At 37.0% G+C, this 20,331-nt stretch carries 17 protein-coding genes; 9 read left to right on the forward strand and 8 right to left on the reverse strand.

Features of this window, described 5'->3' with window-relative positions; translation table 11 throughout:
• The first annotated feature begins 11 nt into the window (after positions 1–11).
• Complete coding sequence (locus tag DKG77_RS12965) at positions 12–1,931, forward strand: DUF294 nucleotidyltransferase-like domain-containing protein (RefSeq protein WP_109663565.1); 1,920 nt, start codon at positions 12–14, stop codon at positions 1,929–1,931.
• Complete coding sequence (locus tag DKG77_RS12970) at positions 1,931–2,608, forward strand: 3'-5' exonuclease (RefSeq protein ID WP_109663567.1); 678 nt, start codon at positions 1,931–1,933, stop codon at positions 2,606–2,608. The genes DKG77_RS12965 and DKG77_RS12970 overlap by 1 nt, the downstream gene beginning before the upstream one ends.
• A 3-nt stretch (positions 2,609–2,611) precedes the next feature.
• Here DKG77_RS12970 and acs read toward each other — a convergent pair whose 3' ends face one another.
• The 6 genes from acs to DKG77_RS13000 form a co-directional block, all read right to left on the reverse strand.
• On the reverse strand, positions 2,612–4,519 hold the full coding sequence (acs, locus tag DKG77_RS12975; RefSeq protein WP_109663569.1) for an acetate--CoA ligase: 1,908 nt from the start codon (positions 4,517–4,519) through the stop codon (positions 2,612–2,614).
• A gap of 227 nt (positions 4,520–4,746) precedes the next feature.
• The gene (locus DKG77_RS12980) at positions 4,747–6,231 is read right to left on the reverse strand and encodes a cytochrome C (RefSeq protein ID WP_207785455.1); all 1,485 of its coding nucleotides are present in this window, start codon (positions 6,229–6,231) and stop codon (positions 4,747–4,749) included.
• 201 nt (positions 6,232–6,432) lie between these two features.
• Complete coding sequence (locus DKG77_RS12985) at positions 6,433–8,208, reverse strand: sodium:solute symporter family protein (RefSeq protein WP_109663570.1); 1,776 nt, start codon at positions 8,206–8,208, stop codon at positions 6,433–6,435.
• Positions 8,209–8,211: 3 nt separating this feature from the next.
• Positions 8,212–8,466 (reverse strand): DUF4212 domain-containing protein, encoded by a 255-nt coding sequence (locus DKG77_RS12990; RefSeq protein ID WP_109663572.1) that lies wholly within the window; start codon positions 8,464–8,466, stop codon positions 8,212–8,214.
• Between the two features lie 24 nt (positions 8,467–8,490).
• A complete protein-coding gene (locus DKG77_RS12995) occupies positions 8,491–9,444 on the reverse strand; it encodes a phosphoribosylaminoimidazolesuccinocarboxamide synthase (protein WP_109663574.1) in 954 nt (317 codons plus the stop codon).
• A 6-nt stretch (positions 9,445–9,450) separates the two neighbouring features.
• On the reverse strand, positions 9,451–10,404 hold the full coding sequence (locus DKG77_RS13000; RefSeq protein WP_109663576.1) for a PhoH family protein: 954 nt from the start codon (positions 10,402–10,404) through the stop codon (positions 9,451–9,453).
• A 123-nt stretch (positions 10,405–10,527) separates the two neighbouring features.
• Here DKG77_RS13000 and DKG77_RS13005 point away from each other — a divergent pair, with 123 nt between their 5' ends.
• From DKG77_RS13005 to dnaN, 5 genes are all read left to right on the forward strand, one after another.
• Positions 10,528–11,358 (forward strand): SAM hydrolase/SAM-dependent halogenase family protein, encoded by an 831-nt coding sequence (locus DKG77_RS13005; RefSeq protein WP_109663578.1) that lies wholly within the window; start codon positions 10,528–10,530, stop codon positions 11,356–11,358.
• 1 nt (position 11,359) lies between these two features.
• Positions 11,360–11,662 carry a putative quinol monooxygenase gene (locus DKG77_RS13010; protein WP_109663580.1) on the forward strand — a complete coding sequence of 101 codons (303 nt, stop codon included), beginning with the start codon at positions 11,360–11,362 and terminating at the stop codon, positions 11,660–11,662.
• Positions 11,662–12,393 carry a gliding motility-associated ABC transporter permease subunit GldF gene (gene gldF / locus DKG77_RS13015; RefSeq protein WP_109663582.1) on the forward strand — a complete coding sequence of 244 codons (732 nt, stop codon included), beginning with the start codon at positions 11,662–11,664 and terminating at the stop codon, positions 12,391–12,393. Before DKG77_RS13010 ends, gldF begins: the two co-directional genes overlap by 1 nt.
• Positions 12,393–14,057, forward strand: a complete 1,665-nt coding sequence (gldG, locus tag DKG77_RS13020; RefSeq protein ID WP_109663584.1) for a gliding motility-associated ABC transporter substrate-binding protein GldG — start codon at positions 12,393–12,395, stop codon at positions 14,055–14,057. The genes gldF and gldG overlap by 1 nt, the downstream gene beginning before the upstream one ends.
• Positions 14,058–14,178: 121 nt before the next feature.
• Complete coding sequence (gene dnaN, locus DKG77_RS13025; RefSeq protein WP_109663586.1) at positions 14,179–15,297, forward strand: DNA polymerase III subunit beta; 1,119 nt, start codon at positions 14,179–14,181, stop codon at positions 15,295–15,297.
• Between the two features lie 53 nt (positions 15,298–15,350).
• Here dnaN and DKG77_RS13030 read toward each other — a convergent pair whose 3' ends face one another.
• Positions 15,351–15,710, reverse strand: coding sequence for a DUF4870 domain-containing protein (locus tag DKG77_RS13030; protein WP_109663588.1), 360 nt, complete (start codon positions 15,708–15,710; stop codon positions 15,351–15,353).
• Positions 15,711–15,797: 87 nt separating this feature from the next.
• Between DKG77_RS13030 and mnmE the strand changes: the two genes are divergently transcribed.
• Together mnmE and DKG77_RS13040 are read left to right on the forward strand one after the other, a co-directional pair.
• A complete protein-coding gene (gene mnmE, locus DKG77_RS13035) occupies positions 15,798–17,168 on the forward strand; it encodes a tRNA uridine-5-carboxymethylaminomethyl(34) synthesis GTPase MnmE (RefSeq protein ID WP_109663590.1) in 1,371 nt (456 codons plus the stop codon).
• A 50-nt stretch (positions 17,169–17,218) separates the two neighbouring features.
• The gene (locus tag DKG77_RS13040; RefSeq protein WP_109663592.1) at positions 17,219–17,959 is read left to right on the forward strand and encodes a tyrosine-protein phosphatase; all 741 of its coding nucleotides are present in this window, start codon (positions 17,219–17,221) and stop codon (positions 17,957–17,959) included.
• On the opposite strand, the gene DKG77_RS13045 is transcribed toward DKG77_RS13040, so the two are convergent.
• Positions 17,960–20,329: a GumC family protein gene (locus tag DKG77_RS13045; RefSeq protein WP_109663594.1), complete on the reverse strand. Its 2,370-nt coding sequence runs from the start codon at positions 20,327–20,329 to the stop codon at positions 17,960–17,962.
• Positions 20,330–20,331 lie beyond the last annotated feature (2 nt).

Raw genomic sequence — 20,331 nt, forward strand, 5'->3', positions numbered from 1 at the left:
AAATTTGTGGCATGAAAAACACCATTTCTGAACGTGTTGCAGATTTTCTCAAAAACTTCCCTCCTTTCAACAACTTGGAAGAAAATCAGTTACAAAAGCTTTCCTATGAAGTATCAATTATATACAAAGAAAACAACAGTATAATTTTCACAGAAAACGAGACCCCTCATGAACACTTTTATGTAGTGCACAAAGGTGCCATAGCACTCGCAAAAAAAGAAACGACCAGTGTTCTTGATATTTGCGACGAAGGGGATATTTTTGGTTTGCGACCATTAATGGCAAAAGAGAATTACAAGTTAGAAGCAAAGGCACATGAGGAAACCATACTTTACGCTATCCCTATCAAAGAATTTAAGCCCATTGCTCTAGAAAACAAACAAGTTGGAGATTTTTTAATAGAAAGTTTTGCATCTAATACCCGCAATCCATATTCCCTAAAGCATAGTGGAAAACTTTATGGAATTTCCAATAATGTTGATACCAGTCCCGAAAGTAAGCTTCTAGACCTCCAGCCTGTTCGTTACTCCACAAACTTGGTCACTTGTGCAGAAAACACCAAAATAAAGGTTGTCGCCAACACAATGACCATTAACAATGTTGGATGTATTCTGGTTATAAAAGAAAACCTTCCTGTTGGTATTATCACTGATAAAGATATCAGAAACAAAATTTTCACCGGCCTTGTGCCCATAACTGGAACTGCAAAAGAAGTCATGACATCCCCTGTCATCACCTATCCAAAAGAACTTACGATTACGCAGGCCCAAATGGCAATGATGAAAAGCAACATAAGTCATTTATGCTTAACTGAGGATGGAACACCTGAAACTCCTGCGGTTGGGATACTGTCCAAACAAGATGTTATGGTAGCGATCGGTAACAACCCAGCGGTATTGATGAGGGCCATTAAAATATGTGCCAGTACAAAAAGACTACGTTCTATTAGGCATGGAGTAATGAACTTACTTAGAGGCTATTTAGATGAAAATATTCCTATAAGACTCATTTCAAAAATTATATCGGAATTAAATGACGCCACAATAAAACAAGTAATCAAAATTGTTATTAAAAATATGGATGCAGAACCTCCTGTTAGATTTGCTTGGTTAACCATGGGCAGTCAAGGAAGGAGCGAGCAATTGTTGAACACAGATCAGGACAACGCCATTCTTTTTGAAGATGTTCCCAAAAAAAAGCAAAAAGAGACTACCGATTACTTTTTAAAACTTGGGGCCATTATAACCAAGGAACTTAACACCATAGGTTATGAGTATTGTCCAGCAGAAATGATGGCTTCCAATCCACTATGGTGCCATAGCTTAAGCGAATGGAAAGAGGTTACCACTCATTGGATAAGTAATCCAGGACCGGATGAAGTACTTTTGTCCTCTATCTTTTTTGATTATAATGTTACTTATGGAGATAAAAAACTAGCGAGTGAGCTTTCTAAACACATTTTTGAAAGTGTGGAAAAACATCCGCTGTTTTTAACCCATTTAGCCAGTGGAGCATTGCAGAATCCCTCGCCTAGTGGATTCTTTAGAGATTTTTTAGTAGAACAAGATGGAGCGCATAAAGATTTTTTCGACCTTAAACTACGTGCATTAATGCCACTAATAGACGCCGCAAGGGTCTTGATCCTATCCCACTCGGTAAAGTCCATCAATAATACTGCAGAACGTTATGAGAAACTGGCAGAACTGGAACCTCAAAACAAGGAATTCTATTTGGCATGTTCATATGCCAGCAAGGCCTTGTTAAAGTTTAGAACCATTCAAGGTTTGCTGCACAATGACTCTGGTAGGTTTATTGCTTTGGAAAAACTCAACAAAGAAGAGAAAATAAAACTCAAAAGAACCTTTAAGACAATTAAGGAAGTTCAAGATTTATTGCAGATACGGTTCCAAATCAAGAATATTTTAGGGTAATGAAACTTTTCCAAAAGAAAAAACAAACAGATTTACCTGCTTTCTGGAAGGATTATTCCAATCAATTTATAAATAAGCTTCCTGTCAATATCAATGAAAATGAGTTTGTGATTTTCGATACGGAAACCACAGGTTTTAGTTTTGACAAAGATAGAATCCTTAGCATTGGAGCGGTAAAACTCATCAACAAAAATATATTGGTTAAAAAAAGTTTTGAGGTCTATATTTCCCAAACTCATTATGATTCCAATAGTGCTGAAATCCATGGTATTTTAAAAAAAGGAAATAAAGAATGTATTACTGAAATTGAAGCATTGGAGCAATTTTTAACCTACATTAAAAACCATGTTTTGGTCGGGCATCATGTACTATTTGATATTGCAATGGTCAATGAAGCTCTAAAACGAAATGGATTGCCCAAACTGAAGAATAAAACACTTGATACGGGATTACTTTACAAAAGAACCTTGCTTACTACTGCTGTACTTCAAAAAAAAGAGCAGTATTCCTTGGATGATTTAGCGGAAAAGTTCAACATTTCTAAAAAAGATAGACATACCGCTTTAGGAGATGCTTATATCACCGTAATTGCTTTCCTAGCCATTTTGGATAAACTCAAACCAAAAAGTCTTGTTGACCTTATCAAAAAACAAAAGCCGCCTAAATTTGGTCTTTGATAATTATAAGCTTTCTTCTATAATTTGGTCTACAATTTCGGGGTTCAACAACGTTGAAATATCTCCTAAATTACCAGTTTCTTTCGAAGCAATTTTTCTAAGAATACGGCGCATGATCTTTCCACTGCGTGTTTTTGGCAAACCAGGTACAAATTGAATTTTATTCAATTTAGCAATTGGACCAATATGTTCCGTAATCATCTGATTGATTTCCTTTTTTAGATTATCGCGATCTCTAGACTCTCCTGTCTCTTTTAGAATAACATAACCATACAAAGCATTTCCTTTAATGTCATGCGGAAAACCAACTATAGCAGATTCTGCAACTGCTGGATGTTCATTAATTGCATCTTCAATAGGTGCCGTACCTAAATTATGTCCAGAAACGATAATGACATCATCAACCCTTCCGGTTATTCTATAATAACCTACTTCATCTCTTAAGGCTCCATCACCGGTAAAGTATTTACCTTCATAAGCAGAAAAATAGGTGTCCTTATAACGTTGATGATCTCCCCAAATAGTTCTAGCTATGGAAGGCCATGGAAATTTAATGCACAATCGGCCATCCACTTGATTTCCCTTAATTTCTTTCCCATTTTCATCCATTAAGGCGGGCTGAATTCCTGGCATTGGCAGAGTAGCATATGTGGGTTTGGTTGGTGTTGAAAATGGAATTGGAGAAATGAGAACACCACCAGTTTCTGTTTGCCACCATGTATCTACAATAGGGCATTTCTTTTCACCAACGTGGTCATTATACCAGTGCCAAGCTTCTTCATTTATTGGTTCTCCCACGGTACCTAAAACCTTCAAACTAGAGAGGTCATATTTGGTCACAAAGTCTAAATTCTCTTTCGCCAAAGCTCTGATTGCCGTTGGCGCGGTATAAAACTGAGTAATTTTGTGCTTTTGAACAATCTCCCAAAATCGACCAAAATCTGGATACGAAGGAACACCTTCAAACATTACTGTAGTGGCGCCATTAGTCAAAGGACCATAAACAATATAGGAATGCCCCGTAATCCAACCAATATCGGCAGTACACCAGTAAATATCTTCTTCTCTATATTGAAACACGTTTTTAAAAGTGTATGCAGTGTAAACCATATAGCCGGCTGTACTGTGCATCATCCCTTTTGGTCGACCAGTTGATCCAGAAGTATATAGGATAAAAAGAGGGTCTTCAGCATCCATAATTTCGGGAACACAATCAGAATATGCTTTATCCAACAATGGTTGTAACCAATGGTCACGGTCTTTTTCCATGGAAATTTCGGCATTGGTCCGTTTTGCCACAAGTACCGTTTCTACACCAGGACATTGGGTTAGTGCATCATCCACTATGCCTTTTAAATCGATTGTCTTATTGCCTCTAAAGGAACCATCGGAGGTAAGCACCATTTTTGCTTCGCAATCATTAATTCTGGTTGCTAAAGCGGTGGAGGAAAAGCCAGCAAAAACTACAGAATGAATCGCGCCTATTCTTGCACAGGCCAAGACTGAAATGGCCAACTCTGGAATCATTGGCAAATAAATTACTACCCTGTCCCCTTTTTGGATGCCCTTATCTTTTAAAACATTGGCAAACTTACATACACGCTCATGTAACTGCGTATACGTAATATGTTGTGCTTCTTCTTTTGGGTCATTGGGTTCAAAAAGAATTGCCGTTTTATCTCCACGAATTCGCAAATGCCTATCAATACAATTCTCGGTAATGTTCAGTTGAGCACCATCAAACCATTTGATTTCAGGTTTGGAAAAATCCCAATCCAAAACTGTGTTCCATTTTTTGCGCCAAACAAAATGTTCTTCAGCTACTTCTTCCCAAAAATCCTCAGGGTTTCGCACCGATTTCCGGTATACTTGAAAGTATTCTTCTAAATGTTTGATGTGGTAATTGCTCATGGGTGAACTCGAAAATTTTGAACTTTAAAAATAACAAAAAAGAAACAGCGCTTTCACTATTACATGATTTATCGACAGAAGTAGTTCTCATGACCTCAACTTACAAAACAGCATCGACTAATGACAATTCAAAAGAGAATCACTCAGATATTCTCTGTAATTAAGTGCAGAAAAAAACGCAAATTACATTAAGGTTTGCATTTTTTTGATTCTACCACTGTCTTCTGTTATAGACATAGCATATAAGCTGTTAGGGCTTTTTTTTCTTTTTTTGTTAGTTTCAGCTCCAACACAAGATTAAAAAACTCAACTGTATCATCTAATGTGGGCAATCTATCATCATGAAGATATGGCGGCGAATCTTTTATCCCTCGAAGAGGGAAAGTTTTGATAGGTCCTTCTGGACGACCTTTATAAAATCGTTCTATTTTTAAATCATGCATATAATCATCTACAAAGGCTGGTCCGTAATGACATGATGCACATTTGGCTTTTCCTCTAAACAATTTTTCTCCAAACAACTCCTGCTCCGTTGCCTTTTCAGGAATCAAATTGCTCATGGCATCCAATTTAGGTGCAGGTGGAAAATTCAACATAGCATTAAAATCTCCCATTCTGTTTGCCACGGATTTTTGATGTCCTCTTGGACCGATATGTTGCATCATACCAGGATCCCCATCAAAATATTCCTCAATCTCCGCAAAATGATCCATGCTCCTCACGGATCTTTTTGAAGCAAGTTGCATTAAGTTATAATTACCTCTCATGGATGGCGTACCTACACGCAATCGTGCCAAATGAGGCCGACTATCTGGAGCCAGCTCAAATGCGCCATTGGTATGCCCATTTACATGACAAGAAAAACAGGAAACTCCTGCGCTCGCCTCTTCCGTAACCCTATGGGTTGTTTGATTAAACCAGGTTGTAGGTGTTGGTCTCACCAACTCCTTAAGTCCTTCCATTTGTTCTGGGGTCAATAGCCCATTAAATATTTCATAATAATTGGATAGAGTAACTTCCCTTCCATTCGTTACATCTCCAAGCTCTTTATGTGTAGTAAGAAACATTGGTGGAGGAAATTCGGGTAAATATTCATCCGGATAATCGTGACCTACATCTATTCTATTATGCTCTGGATGGACTGCGTTCCAGCTATCTGGAAAAACCATGTGTGCCGTGGAAGCCAATGGATGTGCCAATGGCTTGAAGGGAAATAGGTCTTTTTCTTTAATCTCCATTGTCGATAATTTGGAAAGCTCCTCGTATGACCGAACACCCTTTGACAGCCTAGAAACTGGCCCTTTCATAATTGGTTTTCTACCTCCCGACATAAATTCTCCTTCAATAACTTCGTTTGAGAAGTTATATCTGGAATTCATATAGGAATCAATATCCATCATCAATTTTGGCTTTTGGTTTTTATGAAACTTCAACCATTCTTCCCACTCCATTGGTAGCTTGGGATCCATAAAAGAGGATTTCCCAATACCTCCATATTTCCACAAATCGAAAGGTGTTCGTTCTCCTTTTTTTACTTCTGGAAACGGGATTAAAGAATCTATATGACCTGATCCCAATCCATAATCAGGTTCAATATAATCGTCAACTACTGCTCCAGGGGATTGTAATAAATGTAATTTGGTGTTTACTATCTGAAAACTCAAAAGAAGAAAAGCTCCAGTAAGTGAAAAATATAAGATTTTTCTTTTCATTCATGACTAATTTTGGACGTTATTCATTTCTAAAGTAGGGCAAATGTTAATTGACAACAAATGACTTTTATCATGAAAATCAACCAAAAAATAGTTTAATCGTTTATATTTTGCTATTCTTCAAAAGGTAACGTTCAAATTTATTAACATCGAATCCTAACAAGAATCGAATGTAGTAATCACTAACTAAAATCCTAAAAATCAATGATTACTGGCATCACCAGCTCCGCTTGGAATTCTAATGTTCTCTACGATTTCTTGAACTTTTTGAGGTGGTGGAGAAGTAAATTGTGAAATAACTAATGCCACAGCAAAGTTGACCAACATCCCCACGGTACCAAATCCTTCTGGGGAAATACCAAACCACCAATTGTCCGCGCCACTAGTTTCCGGGTTTCCAACCCAACCAAGTTTAAAACGGGCAATATAATACGTTGTTATGGCCAAGCCAGCTACCATACCAGAGATGGCTCCTTCCCTATTCATCCGTTTGCTAAATATGCCCATAACAATTGCTGGAAAAAAAGATGAAGCCGCCAATCCAAATGCCAGTGCCACTACCGAGGCCACAAAACCAGGTGGATTAATGCCAAAGTAGCCTGCAACTATTACCGCAAGTACTGCGGAGAGACGGGCAATCAACAACTCCTTTTTGTCAGAAATATCTCTTGCCAACTGCTTTTTAATCAAATCATGAGAAATGGAAGTTGAAATTACCAACAACAAACCAGCTGCCGTTGAAAGTGCCGCAGCCAAACCACCGGCTGCTACCAAGGCAATAATCCAATTGGGCAGTCCCGCAATTTCAGGATTTGCCAGTACGGTAATATCTCTATCCACATACAGCTCATTTGCTGTTGTGCTAGGGTTAGTGATCTTTCGTTGTCCAAAATCGGCTCGACCTTCAATAAATTGAGGCTTTTTACCTTCAATTGCAGAACCAGGTAAATATTGAATCTTTCCATCACCATTTTTATCTGTCCATGCAATCAGACCCGTATCTTCCCATTTAGTGAACCAAGAAGGAATCTCTTTATAGGGTGTGTTTTGAACGGTCTCCATTAAATTGGTACGTGCAAAAACAGCTATGGCAGGCGCAGTTGTGTAGAGAATCGCAATAAATAATAGCGCATACCCCGCAGATTTTCGCGCATCTTTTACCTTGGGAACAGTAAAAAATCGAATGATAACATGGGGTAATCCAGCGGTACCCATCATCAAAGCGGCTGTAATAAAAAAGACATCTGTTTTAGATTTGGTGCCATCTGTGTAGGCAGTAAAACCAAGTTCTGTCATGAGACCGTCCAATTTATCCAACAGATATACACCATCTTCACCTGCAGAACCAAATCCCAATTGCGGAATTGGATTGCCTGTTGCCATAATCGATATGAAAATAGCCGGCACCATAAAAGCAAAAATGAGCACGCAGTATTGTGCAACTTGGGTATAGGTAATACCTTTCATTCCACCCAAAAAGGCATAGAACAATACAACCGCCATCCCAATATATACTCCTGTGTTTACCTCAACATCCAAAAAGCGAGAAAAAACCACACCTACTCCACGCATTTGACCTGCCACATATGTAAATGACACAAAAAGCGCAGCCACAACGGCTACTGTTCGCGCAACATTGGAGTAATACCTATCACCTATAAAATCTGGTACGGTAAACTTTCCAAATTTTCGTAAATATGGGGCAAGTAATAATGCCAATAAGACATAACCTCCTGTCCATCCCATTAAGTACACAGAACCATCATACCCTGAAAAGGCTATAATGCCCGCCATACCCAAAAAAGAGGCGGCTGACATCCAATCAGCTGCTGTGGCCAGGCCATTTGCTAAAGGAGAAACTCCACCACCGGCAATATAAAATTCTTTGGTTGAACCGGCTCGGGACCAAATAGCTATTCCAATATACAGTGCAAAAGTAATTCCGACAATGATAAACGTCCACGTTTGAATTCCCATAGTTTATTCGTTTACCTTGTATTTTTTGTCAAGCTTGTTCATTAAACGGACATAGACAAAAATGAGCAGTACAAAAACATAAATGGAACCTTGTTGAGCAAACCAAAAGCCCAATTTAAAACCTCCTAAACGAATGGTGTTCAATTCATCTACCAATAAAATACCAAAGCCATAGGAAACCAAAAACCAGATGACCAAAAGAATAGCGAGATACTTCAGGTTTTCCCTCCAGTATTTTTTGCGCTGAGAAAGTTCCATTTCAAATTTTGAAATGGTAAGATATTAAATTGAATTGAGATACGAAGAAACGTTTTGTCCAATACGTTCTTGAATATTGGAAACATCAGCCTTTTGAAAAGTCTCGCCCATAATACTCTCGTATAGTTCAATGTATCGTTCAGAGACCGAATTTATGTATGTATCACTCATCTCAGGGACAGATTGTCCTTCCAATCCTTGAAATCCATTGGAAATAAGCCATTGGCGCACAAATTCTTTTGATAATTGCTTTTGAGTCTCGCCCTTAGCCTGGCGTTCTTCATAACCTTCAGCATAAAAATACCGGGATGAGTCTGGTGTATGGATTTCATCTATCAAGACAATCTTACCATCCTTTGTTTTTCCGAACTCATATTTGGTATCAACCAAGATTAATCCTCGCTTGGCTGCAATCTCTGTTCCTCTTTGGAATAGTGCCCTAGTATACTTTTCCAAAACTTCGTAATCCTCTTTGGATACAATTTCCCTATTCAGGATTTCATTTTTGGAAATATCCTCATCATGATCTCCTTTTTCTGCTTTCGTAGCCGGTGTTATAATAGGTTCTGGAAACTTATCGTTTTCCTTCATCCCTTCTGCCATTGGTTCTCCACACAACAATCTCTTTCCCGCTTTGTACTCTCTTGCTGCATGACCAGAAAGGTATCCGCGAATGACCATTTCAACTTTAAAGGGCTCACAAGCTTTTCCCACTGCAACATTGGCATCTGGGGTTGCCATTAACCAGTTAGGCACAATATCTTCTGTGGCTTGCATCATTTTGGTGGCAATCTGATTTAGAATCTGCCCTTTATATGGAATTCCTTTGGGCATTACCACATCAAAAGCTGATAGACGATCTGTAGCGATCATGACCAAAACATCATTTTCCAAAGTATAAACTTCCCTCACTTTTCCTTTGTAAACGGACTTCTGTCCAACAAAGTGAAAATTGGTATCCATTAAAGTGTTTGACATGTGTTACTAGTTATGGTGCTCAATATTCTTGTAGGCGTCAATAACTTTTTTGACCAATTTATGACGGATTACATCTTTATCATCTAAATAAATCATGCTTATTCCCTTTACATTTTGCAAAATTAGAAGAGCTTCTTTTAAACCAGAGGTCACCCTACGTGGCAGATCTATTTGGCCAGGATCTCCTGTTAATAAAAATTTGGCATTTTTACCCATTCGTGTCAGAAACATTTTCATTTGAGCATGGGTCGTGTTCTGGGCTTCATCCAAAATAACAAAGGCATTGTCCAATGTTCGCCCCCGCATAAAAGCCATGGGAGCAATTTGGATTGTGCCATCCTCAATGTACTTATCCAGTCTTTCTGGAGCGATCATATCCCGGAGCGCATCATAAAGCGGTTGCATATAGGGATCTAATTTTTCTTTTAAATCTCCTGGAAGAAAACCAAGATTCTCCCCTGCTTCAACTGCCGGGCGAGTTAAAATAATTCGTCGTACTTGCTTTTCCTTTAAAGCCTTTACGGCCAAAGCGACCCCCGTATAGGTTTTTCCTGTTCCTGCGGGACCAATGGCAAAAACCATATCATCATTTTTGCAAGCATCAACAAGGCGTCTTTGATTTGCTGTTTGCGCTTTTATTAGTTTGCCACTAACACCATGCACCAAAACATCTCCACTACTTTTAGATGAAGCATAATCTTCCTGTCCATTGCTGGTAAGTACACGTTCTATCATGTTCTCATCCAACTTGTTGTATTTTGCAAAGTGAGTGGTGAGCATATCAAAACGCTTGTCGAACTCTTCCAATAATTCTTCATCCCCATACACCTTAATTTTACTGCCGCGAGCAACAATTTTAAGCTTGGGAAAATATTTTTTGAGTAGTTCTATATTTTCATTCCTTTGCCCAAAAAAATCCTGTGGGCTAATCTCCGTAAGTTCTATGATTAATTCGTTCAAAAAAAGAGGGATGTTTTAAGGTTATTTTTGAAGAAATTTTATTCTTTCTTTTTTATTTAATTTTACCCCACAAACTTAACCAAAAATCAATTTGAGCACGGAAAAACATATCAACAGTATTGCATGGCAATCATAACACTAACTACAGATTTTGGACATAAGGACCACTTTGTAGGTGCCATTAAAGGGACAATCTTAAATAATTTGCCAGAAGTCAGTATTGTTGATATTTCGCATGCCATTAGTCCTTTCAATATTCAGGAGTGTGCCTATATCCTCAAAAATGCCTACCGTTCTTTTCCAATTGGGACCGTGCATGTGGTTGGCGTTGATTCTGAACTTTCGCCGGAAAACCAACATATTGTTGTGCTGGTAGATGGGCATTATTTTATAAGCGCCAACAATGGTGTCATTTCTTTAATTACTTCGGAAATAAAACCAGAAAAGGTGATGGAAGTGAACATTCCCAACTTGAATTCCGCTTCTTTTCCAGTGCTTGATGTGTTTGTACAAGTTGCTTGCCATATAGCTAGAGGAGGAAAATTGGAAGTAATTGGAAAACCTTTTGATGCTTTAAAGGAGTTGAAAGAATTTGAGCCCAGAATTACCAATGATGGTAAAACAATCATTGGCAACGTAATCTATATTGATAATTATGGCAATGTAATTACCAATATTCAAAGGAGTCTTTTTGAAGCCTATAGAAACGGAAGGGATTTTGAAGTAATAGCAAGGACAAACAAAATAAAGACCATTCACAATAGTTATAACGGAATCATCAACTACAACTTGGAAAAAGGACAGCGTAAAGGTCCGGGAGATGCTCTAGCGCTTTTCAATTCTGTTTCTTATTTGGAACTGGCCATATATAAAAGCGACCAAAATACCGTAGGTGGAGCTTCTACCCTGCTTGGACTTAATTACAGGGATACGGTAACCATAAATTTTCTGTAAAATGCTCATTCGTATTGTAAAACTCACCTTTAAACCCGAAAATATTCCTAGTTTTGAACGAGTTTTTGAAGAATCAAAACATGGTATATTGGCTTTTGAAGGTTGCACTTTTGTAGAATTGTATCAAGATCTTAAGAATCCGTGCATCTTTTTTACGTACAGTTTTTGGGATGATGAATCAAATTTGGAAAACTACAGAAACTCAGATTTCTTTAAAGGGGTTTGGTCTAGGACCAAAGCACTCTTCGCAGAAAAGCCAGAAGCTTGGAGCGTTGCAAAAATTCAATCATCAAACCAATTTTAATGTTCGCAATTTTTAAAAGAGAGGTACAATCCTTTTTCACATCATCAATTGGGTACATGATCGTGGGCCTATTTTTGTTGCTTAACGGCCTCTTTCTATGGGTGTTCAAAGGTGACTTTAATATTTTTGAATATGGTTTTGCCGACTTGGGAAACCTTTTTTTATTGGCCCCTTGGATTTTTATCTTTTTGGTTCCGGCAATTACCATGAAAAGTTTTTCTGAAGAACGTAAAGTTGGAACCTTGGAGCTTCTTTTAATAAAACCTATATCTATTTGGAAACTGGTTTTGGGAAAATTCTGGGGAGCGTTTCTTTTATGTGTTATTGCAGTTTTACCCACTGTTATTTATGTTTTTGCAATTTCAAATTTGGGCATGACCACGGGCAACTATGATTTAGGTGTTGTTTTGGGTTCCTATTTTGGTTTACTGTTCTTGATTGGAACATATACATCAATAGGGCTTTTCTCTTCAACCCTGTCAGACAATCAAATTGTGTCCTTTATCATAGGCATTCTAATATGCTTCTTGCTTTTTAATGGTTTTGATGCTATTTCGTCCCTGTTTTCTAATGGAGAAACCCAGCAGTTACTTCAAAAAATTGGAGCTAAATCACATTTTGACAGTATAGCGAGGGGAATAATCGATACTGCGGATTTACTATATTTTATATCGTTGACGCTGTTCTTTCTGTATCTCACTTTTGTACGATTAAAACAATTATCAAGATAATGGGAAAGTTTTCAGTTTCTGCTCTTAAAGCACTCGTTGCCGTTATTGTCTTAAATGTGATGGGAAGTTTCATATCTGCCCGTTTTGATTTAACCGAAGACAAACGGTTTACCCTATCAGCACCAACCATTGATGCAGCTAAAGAGTTTGACGCTCCAGTAGTTGTTGATATACTTTTGGATGGAAACATTCCACCGGAGTTTTCCAAACTAAAAATAGAAACTATTCAATTATTGAAGTCTTTTGCTTCTAAAAACAAAAACATTAAATACAATTTGGTCGACCCCCTGGAGGATGAGACCCAAACGAAAGAAACCATTGCAAATTTGCAGCGTATTGGCTTAACACCGGCCAATGTAACGGTAGAAGAAAATGGAAAAGTTTCACAGGAACTTGTTTTTCCATGGGCCATGGTCAATTACAAGAATCAAACTGTTAAAGTTGCGCTTCTAAAGAACAAACTGGGTTCTTCCACGGAAGAGCGTGTCAATAATTCCGTGCAACAACTGGAATATGCTTTTGCAGATGCTTTTACCAAATTGAGCATTACCAAAAAGAAACGGGTTGCCGTCTTAAAAGGTAATGGAGAATTGGAAGATATCTTCTTGGCCGACTACTTGACCACAATTCAAGAATACTATGACATTGGCGCTATCACCTTAGATTCTGTTGCCAAAAACCCAGAAAGGGTTTTAGAACAGCTAAACAGTTTTGACCTTGCTATCATTGCAAAACCAACGGAGGCATTCTCAGATGGAGAAAAATACGTCATGGATCAGTTCATTGTAAACGGAGGAAAATCTATTTGGCTAATGGACCAGGTAGCTATGGAAATTGACAGTATTTTTAAAGGTGGTGGAAGTGCCTTGGCCCTGCCCCGAGATTTAAACCTAAACGACTTCTTCTTTAAATATGGTGTACGAATAAACCCCGTTTTGGTAAACGATCTTTATTTTACACAAATCGTATTAGCCACAGGAGAGGGAAATGATTCACAATACAATCCAGTGCCATGGTACTATAATCCCATGGTGTTTTCTAGAAACAACCACCCTATCAACACCAATATAGAAGCCGTCCGGTATCAGTTTTCGAACGCAATGGACGTTTTAGAAAATGATTATCAAAAAACGGTTTTGTTACGAAGCTCTCCTCTATCCAAGACCGAAGGCACCCCAAAACAAGTAGGTTTAAACATTTTGGACACGCCGCCAAACAAAGAAACCTATAATAATGGTAATCAACCATTGGCCGTATTGATTGAAGGACAATTTACATCCATGTTCAAAAACCGCGTAAGGCCAATTAAATTGGACAATGTCCTAGAAGATGGAGAAGCTAACAAAATGATAGTTATTTCTGATGGAGATGTTATCAAAAACCAATTAAGAAATGGCAGACCTTTGGAATTGGGTTATGATAAATGGACCAATAGTTCGTACGGCAACAAAGAGTTTTTGGTCAATTGCACTAATTATCTCTTGGATGACACCGGACTTATAAACATAAGAAATAAAAAAGTATCCATCCCGTTATTGGATGTTGAAAAAATCACTGAACAAAAAACTAAGTGGCAGCTAGTAAATATAGGTGTTCCCGTGCTTTTAACTTTAGTTTTGGGGATTTTCTTTGGTGCATACCGCAAGCGCAAATATGCAGGCTAGGTGTTAATAAATTTGTTTCTTTACTTAAGCGTTTTAAGATATATTTGTTTCTATTGATTTTATGAGTTTTGTCCACACAGAAATTTATGGACAAACACAATGCTAAAAAAGAGTTCCATTAATGAAATTTATAGTATCCAGTACATATCTGTTAAAACAACTTCAGGTTTTAGGTGGTGTAATCAACAATAGCAATACACTTCCTATTCTAGACAATTTTCTTTTTGATCTAAAACAGAACAAGTTAACTGTTTCCGCTTCAGATTTGGAAACCACCATGAGTTCTGTGTTAGAAGTTGATTCTGACGCAGAAGGTACCATTGCCGTTCCTGCCAGATTGCTGCTAGATACGTTGAAGACTTTTCCGGAACAACCGTTGACATTTGTTGTGGAGGACAACAATACGGTAGAAATTAGTTCTAATCATGGTAAGTACGCTTTGGCATATGCTGATGGAGCCGAATTTCCAAAAGCGGTGGAAGTTTCCAATCCAAGCTCCACGACCTTACTTGGCGATATATTGGCAACAGCCATTAACAAAACCATCTTTGCAGCTGGAAATGATGATTTACGTCCGGTGATGAGTGGTGTTTTCTTCCAGTTTTCAACTGAAAATTTGACTTTTGTTGCTACAGATGCGCACAAATTGGTGAAATATCAACGGCATGATGTTACCGCATCTGAAGTTGCAGAATTTATCATGCCAAAAAAGCCGTTAACGCTTCTAAAAGGTATTCTGTCGGGGTCAGAGTCAGAGGTAACTATAGAATACAATGACAGCAACGCAAAGTTCATTTTTGACAATTCTGAACTGATTTGTAGATTGATTGATGGAAAATATCCTAATTACGAAGCTGTTATTCCAAAGGAAAATCCCAACAAACTATCCATTTCTAGAAATCAATTTTTAAGTTCTGTCCGAAGGGTTTCCATATTTTCTAATAAAACCACGCACCAGATACGATTAAAGATCGCTGGTGCAGAATTGAATATCTCTGCCGAAGATGTTGATTACAGTAACAAAGCTGAAGAAAGGCTTTCTTGCTCCTATCAGGGTGACGATATGCAAATAGGGTTTAATTCCAGATTTTTGGTGGAAATGCTGAACAACTTAACATCCGATGAAGTTTCTTTGGAAATGAGCTTACCAAACAGAGCTGGGATTTTAACACCTGCTGATGGATTGGATGAAGGCGAGCATGTTACCATGTTGGTTATGCCAGTTATGTTGAACAACTAAATATTCAACCTAAATATCTTAAAAGCTAGAGCAATTGCTCTAGCTTTTTTTATTTACACAAAAGGGATGGTTAAAAATGTAGATGGTGATTCTCCATTAGCAGCTTTAACCGCATTTATTATAGGCATTACAAAACCTAAAATGGCAACTCCTATTAAGCCTAAAATTCCCAATCCCAACAACAAAATTGCCGGTATGCTTATTATTATATAAAGCAATAAGCTTAACTGTAAATTAATTACAGCTTTCCCGTGTTCATTCATTCCTTCAACAGTCCTTCTAGATGTTAACCAGATGATTAGAGGCACTATAAACCCTCCAAAGCCAGTTACATAGTGCAATAACTGCGAAAGATGTGTCATGGATAACAATGTGTTATCCTTCCTAATTACATTTTGATTGATGATTTCCATTTTTTGATTGATTTTAATGATGTATAATATCTGTATACTTTTTTGAACTAATGTTACAACATTCTAGTAATTCGTATTTTTGCCTCTATGTCTAATACAAATACAATTATTGCTCTTGCAACCCCCTCGGGAATGGGCGCAATAGCGATTATAAGGGTTTCTGGACCTGAAGCCATCGAAATTTCAGATACTGTATTTAAATCTGTTAGAGGGAAAAAATTAAAAGATCAAAAAAGTCATACAATTCATTTAGGACATATTATTGAAAACGAAAAAGTCATGGATAAGGTTTTGGTTTCTTTGTTTAAAGGACCTAATTCTTATACTGGCGAAGACATTGTTGAAGTCTCCTGTCATGGTTCTCCATACATACAACAACAGATTATTCAGCTTTTTTTGAGAAAAGGTTGCGATATGGCATCTGCTGGAGAGTATACCCTACGTGCTTTTTTGAATGGTAAAATGGATTTAAGCCAGGCCGAAGCCGTCGCTGATTTGATTGCCAGTGATAGCGAAGCTGCCCATGAAATTGCTATGCAGCAAATGCGCGGGGGATTTAGCAATCAAATTGAAAAACTCCGTGCAGAACTGTTAAACTTTGCTTCGTTAATTGAGCTGGAACTAGATTTTTCTCAAGAAGACGTTGAGTTTGCAGACAGAACCCAGTTTAATGAGCTATTGAACCACATCAGCGAAGTACTAAAAAGACTTATTGATTCCTTTAACTTAGGTAACGTAATTAAAAATGGAATCCCGGTTGCAATAGTTGGTGAACCAAATGTCGGCAAGTCCACACTTCTAAATGCCTTATTGAATGAAGATAGAGCAATTGTTAGTGATATACCCGGGACCACTAGAGATACAGTAGAAGATCAGATAAGTCTTAATGGAATTAATTTTAGATTTATAGATACCGCAGGAATTAGGGAGACAAGCGATGCAGTGGAACAAATTGGTATTAAACGAACTTTTGATAAAATTGAACAAGCAAAACTTATTATCTTTCTTTTTGATACTCCAAAATTTGACAGACTGGAATTGGAACGTATAAAAAAAAGTTACCCTAATAAGGAGCTTTTGACTATTTGCAATAAAATGGACTTGTTAGATGCTTCTCAAATTGATCAGCTTAAAAAAGAAATTCCAAAAACCATTTTCCTTTCTGCCAAACATAAAACAGGCATATCAAATTTAGAGGAAAAGTTACTTTCATTGATTGACTCTGGTTCTTTAGGCAGTAATGATACTGTTGTTACCAATAGCAGACACTATGACGCCTTATTAAAAGCTTTAGAAGAAATTCAGAAGGTAAAAGAAGGAATGGAAGTAGGTTTGGCAAGTGATCTTATGGCAATTGACATTCGCCAAGCGCTTTTTCATTTAGGGGAAATTACAGGCAGTGTCACTACTGATGATCTGTTGGGGAATATTTTTTCAAATTTTTGTATTGGAAAATAACAACAAAGCTAGCGCACTTATCCCTTATCTTTACGTACCAAATTTTATGCATGTTTAGTTTCTTTCAAAAGAAAGTTTTTTTAGCGGATTACTTGCACGGTTTAGTGGATATGCACAATCATATTCTTCCAGGTATAGATGATGGGGCCAAAACCGTAGATGAATCCATTAAATTAATCAAAGAGTTTTCTGAGCTTGGTGTAAAAAACTTTGTTTGCACTCCGCACATAATGAATCATTATTACCCGAATACACCTGATACCATAAAAGACTCATTCAATATATTGTGGAAAGAACTTATTGCCAACAATATGGATAATGTTCGTATTGATTATGCCGCAGAGCATATGGTAGATGACAATTTCGATAACTTGCTGGATAACAAAAATGTAATGCCCCTAAAAGAACATTATTTATTGGTGGAAATGTCTTATTTGCAACCTTCATTTGGTTTTAATGGTGCCATACAAAACATAGTCGGTCAACAATATTTTCCAATTCTTGCGCATCCAGAGCGGTATCTTTATTATCATCAAAAATATGATGTCTATAAGAATCTTAAATCAATGGGTATTCTTTTTCAACTAAACTTTCTTTCCCTTTCTGGGTACTATGGAAGCGAAATACAGAAAACAGCAAAAAAACTTCTTGATGATGGCTTAATAGAATTTGCCGCCTCAGATGTGCATAACATGAAGCAATTAAACGCAATTAAGGAAATTAAAATATCCACTAAGACGCTCAATTGCATTCTTCCAGTAATAGAAAATACTATTAAGGTTTTTTATTGATTATGAAAAATTCCACCATTTCTTAACGGTCTTACCATAACCGTAGCCATATTGGCCCCCATACCCCAAGTTTGCATCCTTCACACCATTAACCACAAAAGATAGGTTCTTTAATTTTTTTTCTTCTTTTAGTTTAATTGGATATTCCAAGACTTTTTCCTCAGTGACTCCAGCTTTGGTCACGTAAACCGTTTGATCAGCATACGCATTAATTAACAAAGTATCGGTAACGGGTAATAAAGGTGCAGAATCAATAATAACACAGTCATAAATGCTAGAACAATGTTCTATAAGTTCTTTCAACCTATTGCTCATTAAAAGTTCAGCTGGATTTGGTGGAATCTGACCAGAAAAAATGACGTCCACGTCATTATCATTAACATGGATTGGTACTATGATCTCCTCTATTTCTACTTTATCATTATGCAAATATTCAGTCAATCCGGTCAAATCTTTCCTCCTTTTGTTAACTCCATTGACATTTTCGCTTAAACCTGAATAAAAGTCATATAGCTTGGGATTTCTTATGTCTGCTCCAATCAACAAAACTTTCCTTTTTGTACTTGCAAAAACCATGGCCAAATTCGAGGATATAAATGTTTTACCTTCTCCTGGAACGCTCGACGTAACCAGTATCACTCCGCCACGATTCGGCTTTACACTTTTCTTAAGTATATAATCCAAATTTGTTCTTAGAATACGAAGAGATTCACCCAACACAGAACGATCTACACCTGAAATCAATTTAGGCTCCTTCTTTCCTATCTTAGGAAGTTCGGCTAAAACAGGCGCTTTGTTTAAAATAGTTTTTTCCAATCCAAGCTTATTATGTACTTTATTGTCTAGTAAATCCTTAACATAAATCAGTGAAAAAGGTACTAGCGCTCCTAAAATAATTGAAGCTAAAAAAATGGCTTTCTTTTTTGGGGAAACCGGAAAATTAGATCCATAAGCGGAATCTATAACTTTTGATTTAGGAGATGCAGAAGCAAATGTAATTTGAGATTCCTCTCTTTTCTGCAATAAATATAAGTAAAGTGATTCTGTTGTTTGTTGTTTTCTAGTTATATCTCTTAAAGCTCTCTCATTACTGGGAGCCGCATATATTCTTGAATTTATTTGAGATAACTGTTTACTCAAACTGTTCACCTGAAGATTAAGGTTATTGGAAACATTGTTCAAGCTTGACTGCATACCTCTTTTTAAACCTTGTAATTGTTGATCTAAATTAACTATTACCGGGTTTTTTTCATTAGAGCTTTCTAACAATCTATTTCTTTGAGCTACCAATTCATTATATCGTTGCGCCGAATTTGAAATACTTTGGTCAGATAAACCAACTTCGGGAATAATATCGTAGCCATCCTGACCATTAATAAGGTCCTTCATTGAATTGGCAATACTTAACTGAATATTAATATTCTGTAGCTCTTGCTCACTGGATGCACTCAGGTTAAAATTCACATTTGATTGAGACCCTAAATCGGCAATTCCCCTACTCGACTTAAAGTTTTCGGCGGTATCATCAACTGATGATAAATTGGAGTAAATTTCTGTAATACGATCATTAATAAACTTTGTGGTTCTGTCTGCTATTGCTTTTTTGTCAGTAACTGCATTGATATTGTTAATGCCTATAAGTTCATTGATTATATCCACGGCCCTCTGTTCAATAGGGTCCGTTAGACTAATATTAATAATATTAGAAAGCTTCTTATCATTGGCATTAATACGTGTTCTTTTTCTATATGAATCCGCGACAAAATGCAATGGTTTAATAACTACCTGCATTTGTTTATCCTTATAGGAAGATAATGTTTTGTTGGGTGTTAAAATGATATCGCCTATGTCACTTTTTATTTTATCTCCAAAATCATATTTCTTCTCCGGCTCATCCTCTTTTTCTTTGTAACCAAATGAAGTGTCAGAATATGCCTTTACAAAAAAATTAAATCGTGCGTTGTTGATTATTGAATCATTGGATAAAAAATTGATGGAAAAAGGAATCTTTTCTTTACGATAAATCTCCGTGTTTTTTATATTACCCAGCACAAAAAATTGGATGTTTAAATCCAAGTTTTTAGTAATATTGATGAAATTATCTCTTGCAGCAAGTAGTTCAGTTTCATCTTCAATTTTAGCTTTTCCTGATGAAAAAATGTCCAAATCGTCTAAAACACTTAATTCAGAGGCTTGATTTGATTCTTCTAAAATCTGAATTTTAGCGGTTGCGCTATATTCAGGAATAGTATATCTAAGGTATACTGTTGATAAAGAAATACTTATTATTATTGAAATCAAAAACCACTTCCAATTCCTAAGACATATATCCAAAAGGGCTTTAAGGTTTAATTCAGAGGTACTCGACATCA

The organism is Flagellimonas aquimarina, assembly GCF_003149745.1.
GTDB lineage: Bacteria > Bacteroidota > Bacteroidia > Flavobacteriales > Flavobacteriaceae > Flagellimonas > Flagellimonas aquimarina.

Bases quoted from the DNA above. Each gene is read 5' to 3' on its own strand.
- DKG77_RS12965 (WP_109663565.1), top strand. From the start codon at position 12: ATGAAAAACACCATTTCTGAACGTGTTGCAGATTTTCTCAAAAACTTC.
- DKG77_RS12970 (WP_109663567.1), top strand. From the start codon at position 1,931: ATGAAACTTTTCCAAAAGAAAAAACAAACAGATTTACCTGCTTTCTGG.
- acs (WP_109663569.1), bottom strand. From the start codon at position 4,519: ATGAGCAATTACCACATCAAACATTTAGAAGAATACTTTCAAGTATAC.
- DKG77_RS12980 (WP_207785455.1), bottom strand. From the start codon at position 6,231: ATGAAAAGAAAAATCTTATATTTTTCACTTACTGGAGCTTTTCTTCTT.
- DKG77_RS12985 (WP_109663570.1), bottom strand. From the start codon at position 8,208: ATGGGAATTCAAACGTGGACGTTTATCATTGTCGGAATTACTTTTGCA.
- DKG77_RS12990 (WP_109663572.1), bottom strand. From the start codon at position 8,466: ATGGAACTTTCTCAGCGCAAAAAATACTGGAGGGAAAACCTGAAGTAT.
- DKG77_RS12995 (WP_109663574.1), bottom strand. From the start codon at position 9,444: ATGTCAAACACTTTAATGGATACCAATTTTCACTTTGTTGGACAGAAG.
- DKG77_RS13005 (WP_109663578.1), top strand. From the start codon at position 10,528: ATGGCAATCATAACACTAACTACAGATTTTGGACATAAGGACCACTTT.
- DKG77_RS13010 (WP_109663580.1), top strand. From the start codon at position 11,360: ATGCTCATTCGTATTGTAAAACTCACCTTTAAACCCGAAAATATTCCT.
- gldF (WP_109663582.1), top strand. From the start codon at position 11,662: ATGTTCGCAATTTTTAAAAGAGAGGTACAATCCTTTTTCACATCATCA.
- gldG (WP_109663584.1), top strand. From the start codon at position 12,393: ATGGGAAAGTTTTCAGTTTCTGCTCTTAAAGCACTCGTTGCCGTTATT.
- dnaN (WP_109663586.1), top strand. From the start codon at position 14,179: ATGAAATTTATAGTATCCAGTACATATCTGTTAAAACAACTTCAGGTT.
- DKG77_RS13030 (WP_109663588.1), bottom strand. From the start codon at position 15,710: ATGGAAATCATCAATCAAAATGTAATTAGGAAGGATAACACATTGTTA.
- mnmE (WP_109663590.1), top strand. From the start codon at position 15,798: ATGTCTAATACAAATACAATTATTGCTCTTGCAACCCCCTCGGGAATG.
- DKG77_RS13040 (WP_109663592.1), top strand. From the start codon at position 17,219: ATGTTTAGTTTCTTTCAAAAGAAAGTTTTTTTAGCGGATTACTTGCAC.
- DKG77_RS13045 (WP_109663594.1), bottom strand. From the start codon at position 20,329: ATGTCGAGTACCTCTGAATTAAACCTTAAAGCCCTTTTGGATATATGT.